Annotated in this window: 14 protein-coding genes; 3 read left to right on the forward strand and 11 right to left on the reverse strand. The window is 70.4% G+C overall.

What is annotated here, in order from left to right:
* The first annotated feature begins 21 nt into the window (after positions 1-21).
* From ACGF7Y_RS19390 to ACGF7Y_RS19400, 3 genes are all read left to right on the forward strand, one after another.
* Entirely contained in the window at positions 22-726 is a 705-nt protein-coding gene (locus ACGF7Y_RS19390) for an ESX secretion-associated protein EspG (RefSeq protein ID WP_393235624.1), read from the forward strand.
* Between the two features lie 93 nt (positions 727-819).
* Complete coding sequence (locus ACGF7Y_RS19395; RefSeq protein WP_040865501.1) at positions 820-1194, forward strand: hypothetical protein; 375 nt, start codon at positions 820-822, stop codon at positions 1192-1194.
* Positions 1191-2522, forward strand: a complete 1332-nt coding sequence (locus ACGF7Y_RS19400; protein WP_393235626.1) for a hypothetical protein — start codon at positions 1191-1193, stop codon at positions 2520-2522. Before ACGF7Y_RS19395 ends, ACGF7Y_RS19400 begins: the two co-directional genes overlap by 4 nt.
* 350 nt (positions 2523-2872) lie before the next feature.
* Here the strand turns inward: ACGF7Y_RS19400 and proB are convergent, their stop codons facing one another.
* From proB to ACGF7Y_RS19455, 11 genes are all read right to left on the reverse strand, one after another.
* Complete coding sequence (gene proB, locus ACGF7Y_RS19405; RefSeq protein ID WP_357045326.1) at positions 2873-3973, reverse strand: glutamate 5-kinase; 1101 nt, start codon at positions 3971-3973, stop codon at positions 2873-2875.
* A gap of 175 nt (positions 3974-4148) precedes the next feature.
* On the reverse strand, positions 4149-5603 hold the full coding sequence (obgE, locus tag ACGF7Y_RS19410) for a GTPase ObgE (protein ID WP_393235628.1): 1455 nt from the start codon (positions 5601-5603) through the stop codon (positions 4149-4151).
* Between the two features lie 121 nt (positions 5604-5724).
* Positions 5725-5991: a 50S ribosomal protein L27 gene (gene rpmA / locus ACGF7Y_RS19415; protein ID WP_043688634.1), complete on the reverse strand. Its 267-nt coding sequence runs from the start codon at positions 5989-5991 to the stop codon at positions 5725-5727.
* Between the two features lie 22 nt (positions 5992-6013).
* Positions 6014-6325, reverse strand: a complete 312-nt coding sequence (gene rplU / locus ACGF7Y_RS19420; protein ID WP_062977502.1) for a 50S ribosomal protein L21 — start codon at positions 6323-6325, stop codon at positions 6014-6016.
* Between the two features lie 330 nt (positions 6326-6655).
* Positions 6656-9892 (reverse strand): translation initiation factor IF-2 N-terminal domain-containing protein, encoded by a 3237-nt coding sequence (locus ACGF7Y_RS19425; RefSeq protein WP_393235631.1) that lies wholly within the window; start codon positions 9890-9892, stop codon positions 6656-6658.
* 469 nt (positions 9893-10361) lie between these two features.
* A complete protein-coding gene (ndk, locus tag ACGF7Y_RS19430; protein WP_062977506.1) occupies positions 10362-10778 on the reverse strand; it encodes a nucleoside-diphosphate kinase in 417 nt (138 codons plus the stop codon).
* A 98-nt stretch (positions 10779-10876) separates the two neighbouring features.
* A complete protein-coding gene (locus tag ACGF7Y_RS19435) occupies positions 10877-11293 on the reverse strand; it encodes a DUF4233 domain-containing protein (protein ID WP_040865495.1) in 417 nt (138 codons plus the stop codon).
* The gene (locus tag ACGF7Y_RS19440; protein ID WP_393235634.1) at positions 11290-11412 is read right to left on the reverse strand and encodes a hypothetical protein; all 123 of its coding nucleotides are present in this window, start codon (positions 11410-11412) and stop codon (positions 11290-11292) included. Before ACGF7Y_RS19440 ends, ACGF7Y_RS19435 begins: the two co-directional genes overlap by 4 nt.
* On the reverse strand, positions 11409-12779 hold the full coding sequence (locus ACGF7Y_RS19445; protein WP_393235747.1) for a bifunctional folylpolyglutamate synthase/dihydrofolate synthase: 1371 nt from the start codon (positions 12777-12779) through the stop codon (positions 11409-11411). Before ACGF7Y_RS19445 ends, ACGF7Y_RS19440 begins: the two co-directional genes overlap by 4 nt.
* A gap of 92 nt (positions 12780-12871) precedes the next feature.
* Positions 12872-15550, reverse strand: coding sequence for a valine--tRNA ligase (locus ACGF7Y_RS19450; RefSeq protein ID WP_393235636.1), 2679 nt, complete (start codon positions 15548-15550; stop codon positions 12872-12874).
* A gap of 314 nt (positions 15551-15864) precedes the next feature.
* Positions 15865-16791: an NAD(P)/FAD-dependent oxidoreductase gene (locus ACGF7Y_RS19455; protein ID WP_393235638.1), complete on the reverse strand. Its 927-nt coding sequence runs from the start codon at positions 16789-16791 to the stop codon at positions 15865-15867.
* Positions 16792-16811: the final 20 nt, after the last annotated feature.

Here is a 16811-nt window from a genome sequence, read left to right on the forward strand (position 1 = left end):
CGGTGAGGATGTGATTCGGCCGTGGAATGGACCTTCACTCCGGACGAGTTCGCCTATATCTGGCGCGAGACCGACCTGGACCGCCACCCTTACCCGCTGCGCATCCTGGAGACGCCCCGCACCGAGGACGAGGCCGAGAAGTTGCGCATCGCCCTCGCCGAGCGGCTGCCGCTGCGCTCCGACCCCGACCTATCGGCCTGCCTGCGCATTCTGGCCAAACCGCACACCAGGATCGTGGCGATCGGCGGCGCGCATCAACCGGGCAGTGAACTACGGTTGCTCGCCGCCGCCATCTACGATCGCGCCGTGCTCGCCGTGCAGGAACCCGGCGCGGGCTCGGATTTCGGTGGCCGCGTGCGTATTTCGATCGGCCACAGCACCAAACTGGGCCGGCGGATCGCGGCGCTGCTGCCGAGGACGCCCGCGGGCCGCGAACCCGCTCGGGTCGCGTCCGGTGACGCGGTACGCGACCAGGAGACCGTGCGTGCGCGGCAACAGGCGGCGCCCCGAATCCGCAAGCTGCTGCTCGAACCGCATACCGCCGAGGGCCACATCAGAATCGAACCGCGATTGGATCGTCCCACCCCGCCCCCACCGATCCACTACACCTGGATCGATGTACGCGATGACGGAAGATACCTGATCAAAGCGGGCGACGAAGTGCGGATCGCCCCCGCTTCCGCCGAGCAGATCGCCCTCCAATTACAAAAGCGCATACCGATATAGCTCGTTTTCGCGGCCGTGGCCGCCGACTAATGCTGACCGGGCACCGAGCTTCCGGTTAGTCTGAGGCGGACCGACCGATCTCAGGGGTGAGCGATGACGATCGAGACCAGCCGAGCCGATATCGCCCGATTCAAGGAGGCCGCGCAGAGCGGGACCGTCCAGTTCGATCCGGCGGCGGCTCGGCAGTGCGCTGAAATGTACGAGCGGCAGGCCGATCGGCTGCTCCACCTACAGCAGCGCCTCCAATCCGCCGCGGACCTCGGCGGTTTCGGTGGATTCGTCTCCGCACAGCAATTGCAGGCCGGTTTCAGCCACAAGGCGCGGGACGCGGCGGCACTGCTCGACCACTACATCGAAGCGGCCTACCGCATGAAGGAAGCATTCTTGATCAGCGGAGGACTGTTCGAAGAGGCCGACGCCGCGAGCGCCGCCGCCCTGCGCGCGGTCCAGACGAGGTTGCCCCGATGAGCGGCTCCGATCCCACCTACATCAGCTCGATGGAGCATTTCGAGTCCCTGCGGCACGAGGAGATCTACGCGAAGGCGCAGCAGATCGACGCCGCGCAGGTATTGCGCGCCTCGACGATCTGGCTCGAGGCGGCAGGGGCGCTCACCACGTCGTTCCCACTCACTCGGGGCAGTGTGGACCGCGTGATGGACACGGCCGGATGGAAAGGCGCCGCCGCCGACGCCGCGCAGGCATGCGCGCGCAGTTTCGCGGCGTCGGCCGACGAGCTGGCCGCGGTGCTCGGTCAAGTGGGCGCCCGGCTCGGCGGGGTCGCCGCGGCCGCCGAGGCGGTGAAACTCGCGGTGGTGCCGCCGGGCGCTTCCGGGCCGGTCGGCGCGATCGCGCGACTGCTGGAAGCGGCGCACGTCATCAACGCGCAGATGGCGCAGGAGGCGCTGCGCCAGGAAGCCGTGCTCGCGATGAACATGGTCTACAAGCCCGCCTACTCCGCGGCGGGAACCGCCGTGCCCGCGCTGCCCGAACCACCCGCTGTGACGGCGCCGGCCGCACCACAGGCGCTCTCCCCCGGCACGCCGAGGTACTCGACACCCGAGCCGGTGCTGCCGGATGACGAATCATCGCCGAGCACCACGCAACCCACACCTGATACCACGCAACCCACACCCGACGCTCCCGAATCGTCCGCGCCGTCCCACCCGCCGTCATCGCCGACACAACCGGCGCCGGACGCACAGCAGACTCCCTCGGCGCCGCCCGCCCAGCAGACGCCACCACCGCAGCAGTCCCCCACCGAGACCCCGGCACCGCAGCAAGCTCCGTCCACCCAGACACCGACGCCACAACCCACGCCGTCGCCGTCCCCCGAGCCCGCACCGCAGACACAGCAGGCGCCCTCGACCACACCTCCGCAGCCGAGTCCTGCTCCCACACCGGACATTCCGGAGCCCGTGCAACCGCCGAGCTCGTCGGCGCCGCCACCGCCTACCGAACCACCCGCACAGGTTCCCGAACCGGCACAACCGCCGAGCTCGTCAGCACCTCCACCGCCTCCGCCCGCACCGCAAACTCCGGAACCGGCGCAACCACCGAGCTCGTCGGCACCGCCACCGCCCGCACCGCAACCCCCGGAACCCGTGCAACCGCCGAGCTCATCGGCTCCCCCACCACCACCGCCCGCACCGAGCCCACCACCGCCCCCGCAACCCCCAGCTCCGGGCCCCGGGGTTCCACTGCCCGATCCGGGTGGCCAACCCGGCGTCACCGGCCCGGTGGAAGGCAACCAGCAGCAGATACCGACGACCAACCAACCGGGCGTCGTCCCGTCCTGAGGCCGGTCCGCCGCCTCGGTCACCACGCCGGGGCGGCGGGGAGTTCCCGGCAGCATCGCGCCGGGCGCTCAGCGCATCTCGGATGCGGACGGTGCCACCACGCCGTCTGTACAGCTCCCAGCCGTCACCGCACACCCTGATGTCGACCGGTTGCGAACCCAGAACCGCTTCGTGTCGCCGCGACGGCCACCGGCGGACAGAGTTCGGCCGAGCCGCGATCGACCCGCCCGTACTCGCGAACTACTCACCTGGGGTGCACGAGCAGATGAGTTCTCAGGTTGGGCCCGGGGCGTCAGGTCGGGACGAAAGAGCGCATGGCTGTGCCCGACATGCCCGCAGCCAGTGCGAAATCAGACCTTGACCAGGTCGTCGGCGTGGATCACGGGGCGTTGCATCGTGTCGGGGAGTTCGGCGGTGGAGCGGCCGAGCATGCCCGCCAGTTCGGTGCTGTCGTATTCGACGACGCCACGGGCGACGACGCGGCTGTCGGGGGCCACCAGGTCCACCACGTCACCGCCGTAGAAGCGGCCCCGCACGCCGACGATTCCGGCCGCGAGCAGCGATCGGCGCCGGTGCGCCACCGCTTGGACGGCGCCGTCGTCGATGAGCAGGGCGCCGCGGCTGTCGGCGGCGTGCCGGACCCAGAACTTGCGGGCGGACAGGCGCACCGGGCGGGCGGCGAACGCGGTGCCGACGGTGCCGGTGGTCAGAGCGGTGGCGGCCGACGAGGCGGCGGCCAGCAGCACCGGCACGCCCGCGTCCGCGGCCAGGCGCGCCGCCGACAACTTCGACGCCATGCCGCCGGTGCCGAGCGCGCCGCCGCTGCCCGCGATGACGCCGTCCAGGTCGGCACTGCTGCGCACCTCGGGAATCAGCGTGGCCGCGCCCTTGCGTGGGTCGCCGTCGTAGAGGCCCGCCACGTCCGACAGCAGTACCAGCGCGTCGGCGCCGACCAGGTGGGCGACCAGCGCGGCGAGCCGGTCGTTGTCGCCGAAGCGGATCTCTTCCGTTGCCACGGTGTCGTTCTCGTTCACCACGGCCACCGCGCCGAGCGAGCGCAGGCGGTCGAGGGTGCGCTGGGCGTTGCGGTGATGCTCGCGGCGGGCGAAGTCGTCGGCGCTCAGGAGCACCTGCCCGACCGTGCGGTGGTACCGGGCGAACGACGTGCCCCAGGCGTGCGCGAGGGCCAGCTGCCCGACGCTCGCCGCGGCCTGCTTGGTCGCCAGATCACGCGGGCGGCTGGTCAAGCCGAGTGGCGCGATGCCCGCGCCGATCGCACCCGAGGACACCACCACCACATCGGATCCGGCGCGCATCCGCGCCTCCACCGCGTCGGCGAGCAGATCCAGCCGCGCGGTGTCCAAGCCGCCTTTCAGACTGGTCAGCGCCGACGAACCGATCTTCACCACGACCCGGCGCGCCGCCGCGATCGCCCGCCGCGCCTCGCTCAGGCCCGACGAATCCGCCTCGGCAGTCATGGATTTCATCTGTATCGCCACCGAACTCCCTGCGCCACAATCGAATCCACGTTAGCCGGGACCGTTGCCCCGACCATACCCGGACCGCCCGCGGTCGAGCCCGCCGAACGCGGCATCCGCCGCGAGCGCACGACTCGACCGTCCACGTCTACTCCTCGTCTTCCCGCACCAGACCACGGCGCACGCGGGACGCGTGCTTGCGCTCGGCCGCGCTGACCCGGTCGGTCTGCTCCAGCCGGATGTCGGTGCCGCGCCCGGTGGGCACCATGTCGATACCCGCCGAGATCTGGGGTTCCCACTCGAATGTCACGTCGCCGATGGTCACCGGCGCTCCCGGCTCCGCGCCCAGCCGCACCAGCTCGTCTTCCACGCCCAGGCGGGCCAAACGGTCGGCCAGGTAGCCGACGGCCTCGTCGTTGTCGAACTGGGTCTGCCGCACCCAGCGCTCCGGCCGGGTGCCGCGCACGATGAAGCCACCCGGCTCCTCCGGGTCGGCGAGCACGCTGAACCCGGCGTCGTCCACCGCGATCGGGCGGATGACCGGGCGCTTGGGCGCGGCCTGCGGATGCTCCTCGCGGTACCGGCGCACCAGGTCGGCGAGGGCGAAGGTCAGGGGGCGCAGGCCCGCCCGGCTCACCGCGGAGATCTCGAACACCGGCCAGCCGCGCTCGGTGAACTCCGCGGTCACCATCTCGGCCAGTTCGGCCGCGTCTGGCACATCGATCTTGTTCAAGATCACCACACGCGGCCGGCCCGCCAGGTCGCCGAGTTCGGCGTCCGCGCTCAGCGCGGGCTTGTAAGCGGCGAGTTCGGCCTCGAGCGCGTCGACGTCGGACACCGGGTCGCGGCCCGGCTCCAGCGTCGCGCAGTCCACCACGTGGGCGAGCACCGCGCAGCGCTCGAGGTGCCGCAGGAAGTCCAGGCCCAGACCGCGCCCCTCGCTGGCCCCAGGGATCAATCCGGGCACATCGGCGACGGTGAAGGTGGTGTCGCCGCTGGCGACGACGCCGAGATTGGGCACCAGTGTGGTGAAGGGGTAGTCGGCGATCTTCGGCTTGGCCGCCGACAGCACCGAGACCAGCGAGGACTTGCCTGCCGAAGGGAACCCCACGAGCCCCACGTCGGCGACCGACTTCAGCTCCAGAACCAGGTCGAGTTCTTCGCCGTCTTCGCCGAGCAGCGCGAAACCCGGCGCCTTGCGGGCCTTCGAAGCCAGCGCGGCGTTGCCGAGCCCGCCGCGACCGCCACGCGCGACGATGAAGCGGTTGCCCGAACCGACCAGGTCGACGAGCACCTTGCCGTCGTCGTCGAGTACGACGGTGCCGTCGGGCACCTTGAGCACAAGATCGGCGCCCTGCTTGCCGTCGCGGTTGCCGCCCTCACCCGGCTTGCCGTTGCCCGCCTTCGCGTGCGGGTGGAAATGGAAGTCCAACAAGGTGTGCACGTTGGCGTCGACCTCGAGGATGACGTCGCCGCCGTTGCCGCCGTTGCCGCCGTCCGGCCCGCCGAGCGGCTTGAACTTCTCACGGTGCACCGAGGCGCAACCGTGGCCGCCTTTACCCGCACGCACATGCAGTACGACACGGTCGATGAACTTGGACATACGCCGAATCATCCTCCTTCGGGACTGGTCGTACTGGGACTGTTCGTTCGAGAACACGAAAAACGGGCCAGGGTTTCGAGACCCTGACCCGCTCGCTGTGTATCCGGAAGTGGTTCGGCGGTCAGGCCTGAACCGGCTCCGGGGCCACGATGTTGACGGTCTTGCGTCCACGCTTGGTGCCGAACTCGACCGCGCCCGCCGACAGGGCGAACAGGGTGTCGTCACCGCCACGGCCGACGTTCACGCCGGGGTGGAAGTGGGTGCCGCGCTGACGCACGAGGATCTCGCCCGCCTTGACGGTCTGGCCGCCGAAGCGCTTGACGCCGAGTCGCTGGGCGTTGGAATCACGCCCGTTGCGGGAGCTGGACGCACCCTTCTTGTGTGCCATAGCTGGTTCTCCTCGGGATGTCTTACTTGATGCCGGTGACCTTGAGGACCGTCAGCGGCTGACGGTGACCCTGGCGCTTGTGGTAGCCGGTCTTGTTCTTGAACTTGTGGATGCGGATCTTCGGGCCCTTGGTCTGCTCGACCACCTCGGCGGCCACGGAGATGTCGGCCAGCTTCGCGGCGTCGGTGGTCAGCTCGGCGCCGTCGACGACGAGGACCGGATTCAGCGCCACGGCGGTGCCCGGCGCGCCCTCGATCTTCTCGACCTTCACCAGGTCACCGACCGCGACCTTGTACTGCTTTCCGCCGGTCTTGACGATCGCGTACGTTGCCATCGGTCGGCTGCCCTTCTTCCTGTAGTGCTCGGCACTCGTTCACGCGGCGACACCTCCGGTTTGATGCCACCGGAAACCGCCACACGACTGGTCTGGTAATCGCCACCGCCTCGGCATCTGGTGGCTCTCGGTACTGAACTGTCGAGAACCGGGCCACGGAGACAAAATATGTTGTCACCGGGCAGCGACTGTCCAAGATTACAGGACGGCCACCGCCACGACCAAACCGGCGCCCACCCCCGCTGCCGAGCGATGCCACCGGTTCGCTGCCGAGACGCACGTGGCCCCCGCCGGAGACGCCGGCGGGGGCCACGGAACGTGCGCGACGACTCAGTGCGACGCGTCCGGCGCGCCTGCCGGGCGGCCGACCGCCCGCCTGCGCGGCCGACCGCGCTGCGGCAATTCGACCGGTTCCGGCTGGGAGTAGTCGATCGCGGGCGCGGGCGCCTGCTCCCCGGTGGGCAGCACGAACACCGCTCCCGAACTGTCCGCGGCGGGCGCCGCGGCCGAACGGGCAACCCTCCGGCGACGAGACGGACGGCCCGCTCCCGGTTGTGCGACACCGTTGGCGGCGGCACCGTTCTCCGATGCCGGGACGGACTCGGCAGCCGGGACCGGCTCGGCGACGCGCTCGGCCTCGCGAGCCGGAACCGACTTCTCGACGGCGGCGGGCTCCTGCGCCTGTACCGGCTCGACCCGCTCGACTTCCTCGATGACCTCGACCACTTCGGCGGGCTCTGTCTCCGGCTCCTCGGCGGGCACCGCCACGGCGGCCTCGACGGTCTCGACGGTCTCGGCGACCACTCGCTCGTCGGCGGGCTGCTCGGCGCTCCCGGCCCGCGGCTCGGCGGCGGTCTCCTCGGCCGGTTCCGGCTCCTCGTCGGTCTCCTCCGAGTGGTGCGCGGCCATCGCGAGCGCGACCGGATGCGCCCGTTTGACGGCCGCGTCTTCCTCGGGCTCGATCGCGGGTCCGGACCCGTTGGCGGGCTGTGCCGGTGCCTGCGCGCTCTTGTCCCGGCCACGACGCCTGCGCGAACCGCTCTCCTTGGTGCGCCCGGCGGCCTCTTCGCCGGAACCGGGCTCCACCGGATAGGCGTGCACGAGGATGCCGCGTCCGTGGCAGTGCTCGCAGGTGGTGGAGAACGCCTCGACCAGGCCGGTGCCCAGCTTCTTGCGGGTCATCTGCACCAGGCCGAGCGAGGTGACCTCGGAGACCTGGTGGCGGGTGCGGTCCCGGCCCAGCGCCTCGGTGAGGCGGCGCAGCACCAGGTCGCGGTTGGACTCGAGCACCATGTCGATGAAGTCGACGACGATCATGCCGCCGATGTCGCGCAGCCGCATTTGGCGCACGATCTCCTCGGCCGCCTCCAGGTTGTTCCTGGTGACGGTCTCCTCCAGGTTGCTGCCGCCGGAACCGGTGAACTTGCCGGTGTTCACGTCGATCACCGTCATGGCCTCGGTGCGGTCGATCACCAGGGTGCCGCCCGAGGGCAGCCACACCTTGCGATCCAGCGCCTTGGCCAGCTGTTCATCGATCCGATAGGTCTCGAACACGTCGACGCCGTTGTTCTCGTGCCGGTTGACCCGGGCGAGCAGGTCCGGCGCGACGGTGCCGATGTACTTCTCCACCGTGCTCCAGGCCCGGTCGCCCTCGATGACCAGCTTGGAGAAATCCTCGTTGAACAGGTCCCGGATGACCTTGACCAGCAGGTCCGGCTCTTCGTAGAGCGTCTTGGGCGCGTTGTTGTCCTTGCCGGTCTGCTGCTGGATCGTGCGCCAGGTGGCCTGCAGCCGCTCCACGTCGCGGGCCAGCTCGGTCTCGCTGACGCCTTCGGAGGCGGTGCGGATGATCACACCGGCGTCGGAGGGCACGATGTCGCGCAGGATCTCCTTCAGACGCTTGCGCTCGGTGTCGGGCAGCTTGCGGCTGATCCCGGTGGAGGTGCCGCCGGGCACGTACACCAGGAAACGCCCGGCCAGGCTGATCTGCGTGGTCAGACGGGCGCCCTTGTGGCCGACCGGGTCCTTGCTGACCTGGACCAGCACCTGGTCGCCCGGCTTGAGCGCCTGCTCGATCTTGCGCTCCTTGCCGCCGAGCCCGGCGGCCTCCCAATTGACCTCACCGGCGTAGAGCACGCCGTTGCGGCCGCGGCCGATGTCGACGAACGCGGCCTCCATGCTGGGCAGGACGTTCTGCACCCTGCCGAGGTAGACGTTGCCGACCATGGACGCCGAACCGGTGCTCGTCACGAAGTGCTCGACCAGGACGTTGTCCTCGAGCACGGCCACCTGCGTCGCGGTGGGGTGGTCGGGGAAGGACTTCTCGCGCACGACCATCACGCGATCGACGGCTTCGCGCCGGGCCAGGAACTCCGACTCGGTCAGGATCGGCGGACGGCGGCGGCCCGCCTCGCGTCCGTCGCGACGGCGCTGCCGCTTGGCTTCCAACCGGGTGGAGCCGGTGATGCCCTGGACCTCGTCGGCCGCGGCGGCGCGGCTGCGGGTCTTGTTGCGCGGTTCGCGCTCGTGCACGACCGTGTTCGGCGGATCGTCGTCGGCCGATTCGCTATCGCCCGACTCGCCGGCCACCTTGCGGCGACGGCGGCGACGGCGGCGACGGGTGGAGCCTTCCGGCGTACCGTCCTCGTCCTCCCCCTCGCCCTCGCCCTCGGCAGTCTCCGTGGACTCTGCGGACTCCGTGGACTCCGTGGACTCCGTGGACTCCGCAGCCTCGGCGGACTCGGGAGCCGATTCGTCCTCGTTCTCGGACTCGTTCTCGTCGCCATCGCCATCGGACTGCTGCTCGCCGCGGCCACGGCCGCGTCCGCGGCGACCACGGCGCCTGCGGCGGGGCTGTCCTTCGTCATCCTGCTGGTCGGCCGACTCGCGCTCGTCCTCGGCGGGCTCGGTCTCGTCCTCGGCGGGCTCGGGCGCCCGCTCCTCGGTACGCCGAGTGTCGCGCTCGGCGCGACGCTGCTTACGCGCCTGCTCGGCCGCCGCGGCGTCCGGCGACAGGAACAGCGGCGCCTGCACTGCGGCGGCGGCCTCGAACACCGCCGGGGCCACCGGCTCGGGCTCCGGTCGCTCCGAGTGCGTGAACAGTTGCGTGTGCTGGGTAGCCGAAGTGCCGGTCGGCACGGGCGTGGCGCCCGGCACCTCCGGCGCGGAGAAGAGGACCCCGGCCCCGGTGAAGGGCGTCTCGGCGGGCGCTTCCCGCCCGGATCCAGCCGATTGTCCGCCCGCGACCGGGGCGTTCGCCGCATCCGCTGTGGCGTCCTCGGGAGGCTCGGCGGGCTGCGCCGGTGCAGAGGCGTCTACCTGGCCCGCGGCGGGCTGCGCGGGCGCGACGTCCGCCTCGACCGTCACCAAGGCGTCGCGCACCGACTCCGCGACGGCCCGGTCGACGTTCGACTGGGCGCTGCGCGCGTCCGCCCCCATCTCGGTCAGCTTGGCCAGGATGCGCTTGCTCGTTACCCCCAGCAGCTTGGCGAGTGCATGAACTCGGATTCGCTCCGGCAATTGTTCGGCATCCTGTGATGTTGTTTCCAGCGGCTCTTGATCGGCCACGAAGTCTCCTCGGGCCCCCGGGCGCGTCCCTCCCGGCGGGAGTGACGCGGCCGACGCGGGGGCGCTGTCCGTTCGACCCGCACCCGGTGGGCGCGAGTTCAAGTGGTCTCGCCCCGCGTGCCCGGTTATCTCTCGGTTTTTCGTCGTTCGGGCTAACTGGTCACGCGGCGCCTGGCTGTATGGCTGAACTCCGCGGTACGAGCGCTCATCCAGCGTGCCTGCGCGGACAGCCGACCCTGTAACCAGGCCGTTTGTCCATGGCAGCGATGATCGGCATCGAACCGTGGTGTCATCCGGCTGCGCTCTTCACGTCTCGTTCGCGCACCTGCACGAACAGTCGGTATCGAAAGCAGCCGATGCCAGTATCCCACACCGCGCGCCGGGCGTTCGCCATCGGCGCTCGAACCGGTCCGGCCCGCGGCGCGAACACGCCGGTCGCGGCGGCGCGGGCACGGCGCTCGAGACTCGGTCAGGCGGGCCGATCGGGGAACCAGAGCGCGATCTCACGCTTGGCCGATTCGGGTGAATCCGAGCCGTGGACCAGGTTCTCCTGGGTCTCCAGAGCGAAGTCTCCGCGAATGCTGCCGGGCACGGCCTTCTCCACCGGGTCGGTGCCGCCCGCGATCTGGCGGAAGGCGGCGATGGCCCGGGGGCCTTCCAGGATGGCCGCGACGACCGGGCCCGAGGTGATGAACTCGATCAGGGAACCGAAGAACGGCTTCTCGGCGTGCTCGGCGTAGTGGCCCTCGGCCAGTTCCGCGGATACGTGCTTCAGTTCGAGGGCGGCGATCTTCAGGCCCTTGCGCTCGATACGTGCCAGCACCTCGCCGACAAGGCCACGGGCCACACCGTCCGGCTTGATGAGTACCAACGTCTGCTCAGTCACGGCGCACAGCCTATCCGGCCCACTTTCCGGGCACCGCACCAGCGGTCGGACTGACCGGCGTCCCGGTGGCGCGGCAGCCGCGCCCGCGTGCCCTGCGGTTACGACCGCTGGATGCGCTGACTGGGCAGCAGGCCCTTCTCCATCCGGCCGCGCACGTCGGCGCGCAGCACCAGCAGGAAGCCCCAGACCACGCCGAACACCACGCCTATGACGCCGATGGACACGTGGATGAACGCGCCGAGCAGGACGAGCACCTGGAGTCCGAGGTTGAACGGCAGCGCCCAGGACCGCCGCTGCACCCCCGCCCCGAGGAACATCACCACCGCGAGAACCACGAGGTAGGTGCCGGACAACCAGGTCACCCCGCCGCCGACGTCGGCGACCACCGGCAGCGCCAGCAGCACCACGATCGCCTCGAGCACCAACGTTCCCGCCATCACCCCGCGGAAACCCTTCCACGGGTCGGTCGCGGGCGCGGGTACCGCTTGCTCGCCTCGGTCGGCCGGTTCGCTCATGCTGTGCCCTCCTCGGCATCCGCCGGGCTCTCGGGATGTCCGGCGTTCGTGCGGCGGTTCTCGACGAGCGCGGGCCCGCCGAGGTCACCCAGGCTGCCGTCGGTGAGCCCGGCGCTCACGCCGGGTCCTTCCCGAACAGCGCGCGGGCCGCCCCGGCCGTGACCACCGACCCCGTCACCACCACTCCCGCGCCGGAGACCATCTCGCCCGCCTCGCCCACCTCTTCGGCGATCGCGATAGCGGTCTCCAGCGCGTCGGGCAGGGTGGCGGCGGAGACCACGCGCTCGTCGCCGAACCGCTGCACCGCGAGGTCGGCGAGGGTCTCCACGTCCAGCGCGCGAGGCGAACCGTTGCTGGTGACGACGATCTCGTCGAACACCGGCTCCAGTGCGGCGAGGATGCCCTCGGCGTCCTTGTCGCCGAGCACCGCGACCACACCGACCAGCTTGCGGAAGTCGAACTCCTCGGTCAGCGTCGCGGCCAGCGCTCGCGCGCCCGCCGGATTGTGCGCGGCGTCGATGAAGATGGTCGGCGCGCTGCGCATCCGCTCCAGCCGCCCGGGGCTGGTGACGCTCGCGAAACCGGCGCGCACGGCGTCGATGTCCAGTTTGCGCTGCGCGCCCGCGCCGAAGAACGCCTCCACCGCCGCGAGCGCGAGCACCGCGTTGCGCGCTTGGTGCTCGCCGTGCAGCGGCAGGAAGATCTCGTCGTACGCCCCGCCCAGGCCCTGCAACTCGAGTTGCTGCCCACCCACCGCGATCTGCCGGGCGAGCACGCGGAACTCGGCGCCCTCGCGCGCGACCGCGGCGTCCATCGCCACGGCGCGGCGCAGCAGCACCTCCATCGCCTCGGGGTCCTGTTCCGCGATCACCGCGACGTTGTCGCGCGGTACCAGGCTCTCGGGTGCCCGCTTGATGATCCCGGCCTTCTCCCCCGCGATCGAGGTCAGATCCGGGCCGAGGTAGTCGGTGTGGTCCAAGCCGATCGGTGTGATCACCGCGACCTGCCCGTCGACGACGTTCGTGGCGTCCCAGGTGCCGCCCATCCCCGTCTCGACGACCGCGACGTCGATCGGCGCCTCGGCGAAGGCCGCGAAGGCCATGCCGGTGAGCACCTCGAACTTGCTCATCGCAGGCCCGCCCGCGGCCGCCGACTGCTTGTCGATCATCTCGACGAAAGGCAGCAGTTCGCGGTAGAGCTCCACGTACCGGGCCGGGGTGATCGGCGCGTTGTCGATGCTGATGCGCTCGGTGGCCAGCTGCAGATGCGGGCTGGTGATCCGGCCGGTGCGCCGATGCAGCGCGGTGAGCAGCGCGTCGATCATCCTGGTCACCGAGGTTTTGCCGTTGGTGCCCGCGATGTGGATCGCGGGGTAATTCTGCTGCGGCGAACCGAGCAGGTCCATCAGCGTGGCGATCCTGGTGAGCGACGGCTCGATCTTGGTCTCCGGCCAGCGCCGGTCGAGTTCGGCCTCGACCAGCGCCATCTCGGCCAATTCCACCGGCGACGGGCCGGAGCCCAGTCGCGCTCCGCCGCCACGGCGCTCGTCGTCGCCGTATTGCGGTTCCGGCTCGTGGTTCACTTGCCGCTCAACTCCGCCAGTCGCGCCCCGATGCGTGCCACCTCGTCGGAAGCGACCTGCTGCCTGCCGCGGATCTTGTCGACCACGTGCTCGGGCGCCTTCGCCAGGAACGCCTCGTTGCCGAGCTTGGCCGCGGTGCTCTGCAATTCCTTCTGCGCGGCGGCCAGATCTTTCTCCAGCCTGCGGCGTTCGGCGTCCAGGTCGACCGCGCCCGAGGTGTCGAGCTCCACGGTGACCGTCCCTGCGCTCAGGCGGACCTCCACCGACGCGGTCGCGGCGAAGTCGGCGCCGGGCTCGGTCAGCCGCGCCAGATTCGCCACCGACGCCGCCTGCTCGCCGAGCCCCGCCTCGTCCACGCCGATCAGCTTGGCCGCGACCTTCTGCTTGTCGGCCAGGCCCTGATCGCTGCGGAACCGCCGGATCTCCGTGATCAACCGCTGGGTGTCCGAGACGCGTTGCGCCGCTTCCTGATCCGCCGGCACCCCGGAGGCCTGCGGCCACGGCGCGATCACCACCGACGCACCGCCGGTCAGCGCCTGCCACAACGACTCGGTGACGAACGGGATGACCGGGTGCAGCAGGCGCAGCACGGCGTCGAGCACCGACCCGAGCACCAGCTGGGTGGCCTCGGCGCGGGCGCCGTCGGCGGCGAACTGCACCTTGGCCAGCTCCAGGTACCAGTCGCACAGCTCGTCCCAGGCGAAGTGGTAGAGCGCCTCGCACGCCTTGCCGAACTCGTAGGCGTCGAACGCGGCGTCCGCTTCGGCGCGCACCGCGTCCAGCCGGTCCAGGATCCAGCGGTCGGCGTCGGTGAGCTGCGCGCGATCGGGCAGATCGCCCACCCGCGCGCCGTTCATCAGCGCGAACTTGGTCGCGTTGAACAGCTTCGTCACGAAGCTGCGCGAGGCGAGCACGTGCGGCTCGCCGACCGACAGGTCACCGCCGGGCTGCGCGCCGCGCGCGAGGGTGAACCGGGTGGCGTCGGCGCCGAAGGTGTTGATCCAGTCCAGCGGGTCGATGCCGTTGCCGCGCGATTTGGACATCTTCTTGCCGAACTGGTCGCGGATCAGGCCGTGCAGGAACACGTCCTTGAACGGCACCTGCCGCTCGCCGCTCTTGCCCGCGGTCAGCGCGGCGTCCTCGGCGACGTAGGTGCCGAACATCATCATCCGCGCCACCCAGAAGAACAGGATGTCGTAACCGGTGACGAGCACGCTGGTGGGATAGAACTTCTCCAGTTCGGCGGTGGCGTGCGGCCAGCCCATCGTGGAGAACGGCCACAGGCCGGAGGAGAACCAGGTGTCGAGCACGTCCGGGTCCTGCACCCAGCCCTCGGGCGCCTGCTCGTCGGGCCCGACGCAGACCACTTCGCCCTCGGGGCCGTACCAGATCGGGATGCGGTGGCCCCACCACAGCTGACGCGAGATGCACCAGTCGTGCATGTCGTCGACCCAGCCGAACCAGCGCGGCTCCTGGCTCTTGGGGTGGATCACGGTGTCGCCGCTGCGCACGGCGTCACCGGCCGCCTTGGCCAGCGACTCGACCTTGACCCACCACTGCATGGACAGGCGCGGCTCGATCGGCTCGCCGGTGCGCTCGGAGTGCCCGACACTGTGCAGGTACGGCCGCTTCTCGGCGACCACCCGGCCCTCCCGCGCGAGCCGCTCACGCACCTTGACGCGCGCCTCGAACCGGTCCATGCCGTCGAATTCGGTTCCGGTGCCGGTGATCCGGCCGCGCTCGTCCATGATCGTCGGCATCGGCAGGCCGTGCCGCAGACCCATCTCGAAGTCGTTGGGGTCGTGCGCCGGTGTGATCTTCACCGCGCCCGAGCCGAATTCGGGATCGACGTAGTCGTCGGCGATGATCGGAATCTGCCGCCCGGTGATCGGATGTTCCAGGGTGGTGCCGATCAAGTCCCGGTACCGCGGGTCCTCCGGATGCACGGCCACCGCCGTGTCGCCGAGCATGGTCTCCACCCGGGTGGTGGCCACGACGACGTGCGGCTGGTCGTCGTCCAGCGACCCGTAGCGCAGCGAGACCAGCTCGCCTTCCACGTCCTCGTACTTGACCTCGATGTCGGAGATGGCGGTGCGCAGCTCCGGCGACCAGTTCACCAGCCGCTCCGCGCGGTAGATCAGGCCCGCGTCGTAGAGCCGCTTGAACATGGTCTGCACGGCGCGCGAGAGGCCCTCGTCCATGGTGAAGCGGTCCCGGCTCCAGTCCACGCCGTCGCCGAGCGCACGCATCTGCCACTGGATGGCGCCGCCGGACTCCCGCTTCCAGTCCCAGACCTTCTGCACGAACAGTTCGCGGCCGAAGTCTTCCTTGGTCTTGCCGTCCACCGCGAGCTGCTTCTCCACCACGGTCTGGGTGGCGATGCCCGCGTGGTCCATCCCGGGCAGCCAGAGCACCTCGTAGCCCTGCATGCGCTTGCGGCGCGACAGCGTGTCCATCAGGGTGTGGTCGAGCGCGTGGCCCATATGCAGGGTGCCGGTGACGTTCGGCGGTGGCAGCACGATCGAGTAGGCCGGCTTGCCGCTGCCCGGGTCGGCGGTGAAATAGCCCGCGGCTACCCAGCGCTCGTACATCTCGGCCTCCACCTCGCTGGGAGTCCAGCTCTTGGGGAGGGCATCGGCACGATTACGCGTGTTGTCAGGGGCTGCGCTGGTCACCCCGCGATTCTAGAGCGCTTCGATCCGCCGACTTCGGGTCGGTCGGCCCCGGTCACCGCTCACGCGGATCCGCCGGTCGGCGCCACGCCGGAAATCGCGAGGCATATCCGCCTGCCGATTCCGCCTGCCGAGTGGCGCTCGATACGAACCGTACGGAGCTAATTACGTGACGGAGACAAAGGAAGGCGGAGTCTTCGGTGGATGAGGGACACCGAACACTCCGCCTATGTCAGTAGCTTACCGGCGATCCGAGGCCGGGCCTGGAATCCATAAGTAATTCTCAGCTTCCGCGTTTCGTACCTCGATATTCCCCCTCAACGGGCGAGCACGGTGACGTCGGCCGACACCAAGTCACCGTTGATCGCGATCGCGGCGGTGGAACCCGCCCCGGCGGCGGAGATCACCTGAGCTGCCGGATTGGCGACGTTGCCCGCGGCCCAGACGCCCGGCACGCTCGTGCGCCCCGTCGCGTCGGTCACCACCCAGCCATCGGCGTCGAACGCGCAGCCGAGCCCGACCAGCACGTCGTCGTTGCTACGGAAGGTCGGCGTGACGAACATCGCCGTCCTCGGCACCGCTCGCCCGTCGGCCAGTTCCACGCCGCGCAGCCGGTCGTCCACCACGAACCGGGCCACCTCGCCCTCGATCAGCCGGACCCCGCGCGTGTCCAGGTGAGCGCGATCACTCTCGGACAGGGGCATCGTGTTCGGGAAGAAGACGACGTCGTCCGACCACTGCGGCAGCAGCAGCGCCAGATGAACCGCGCGGGCCAGGGCGCCGGATTCCGTACCGCCCAGCACCCCGATCGGCTGGTCCCGGACCTCGTAACCGTGGCAGTAGGGGCAGTGCAGCACGTCACGGCCCCAGCGCTCACGTACTCCGGGCAACTCCGGGAGTTCGTCGCGCAGCCCGGTGGCCACGAGCACGCGGCGAGCCCGCAACGCCCCGCCGCCGCGCAGCCGCAGCGTGTAGTCCGACTCCGCCGTCCGTTCCGCGCCGACGACGACGTCATCGATCAATTCCGCGCCGTAGCTCGTGACCTCGGCGGCCCCGGTCGCCAGCAGCTCGGCCGGCGGCATCCCGTCCCGGGACAGGAACCCGTGCATGTGCTCGGCCGGGGCGTTGCGCGGCGCACCGCCCCTGACCACCGCGACTCGCCGCCGCGCTCGGGCCAGGACCAGCGCCCCGGACAGTCCCGCCGCACCGCCACCCACGATCACTACGTCGTATGTCTCGCTCATTCGCGATCACCTCCACGGCT

Origin of the sequence: Nocardia sp. NPDC047654 (assembly GCF_043205035.1) — a bacterium.
GTDB lineage: Bacteria > Actinomycetota > Actinomycetes > Mycobacteriales > Mycobacteriaceae > Nocardia.

Coding starts and splice junctions, on each gene's coding strand:
- ACGF7Y_RS19455 (WP_393235638.1), bottom strand. CDS start 16,791: ATGAGCGAGACATACGACGTAGTGATCGTGGGTGGCGGTGCGGCGGGA.
- ACGF7Y_RS19400 (WP_393235626.1), top strand. CDS start 1,191: ATGAGCGGCTCCGATCCCACCTACATCAGCTCGATGGAGCATTTCGAG.
- rpmA (WP_043688634.1), bottom strand. CDS start 5,991: ATGGCACACAAGAAGGGTGCGTCCAGCTCCCGCAACGGGCGTGATTCC.
- ACGF7Y_RS19395 (WP_040865501.1), top strand. CDS start 820: ATGACGATCGAGACCAGCCGAGCCGATATCGCCCGATTCAAGGAGGCC.
- ACGF7Y_RS19435 (WP_040865495.1), bottom strand. CDS start 11,293: ATGAGCGAACCGGCCGACCGAGGCGAGCAAGCGGTACCCGCGCCCGCG.
- obgE (WP_393235628.1), bottom strand. CDS start 5,603: ATGTCCAAGTTCATCGACCGTGTCGTACTGCATGTGCGTGCGGGTAAA.
- ACGF7Y_RS19445 (WP_393235747.1), bottom strand. CDS start 12,779: ATGGCGCTGGTCGAGGCCGAACTCGACCGGCGCTGGCCGGAGACCAAG.
- rplU (WP_062977502.1), bottom strand. CDS start 6,325: ATGGCAACGTACGCGATCGTCAAGACCGGCGGAAAGCAGTACAAGGTC.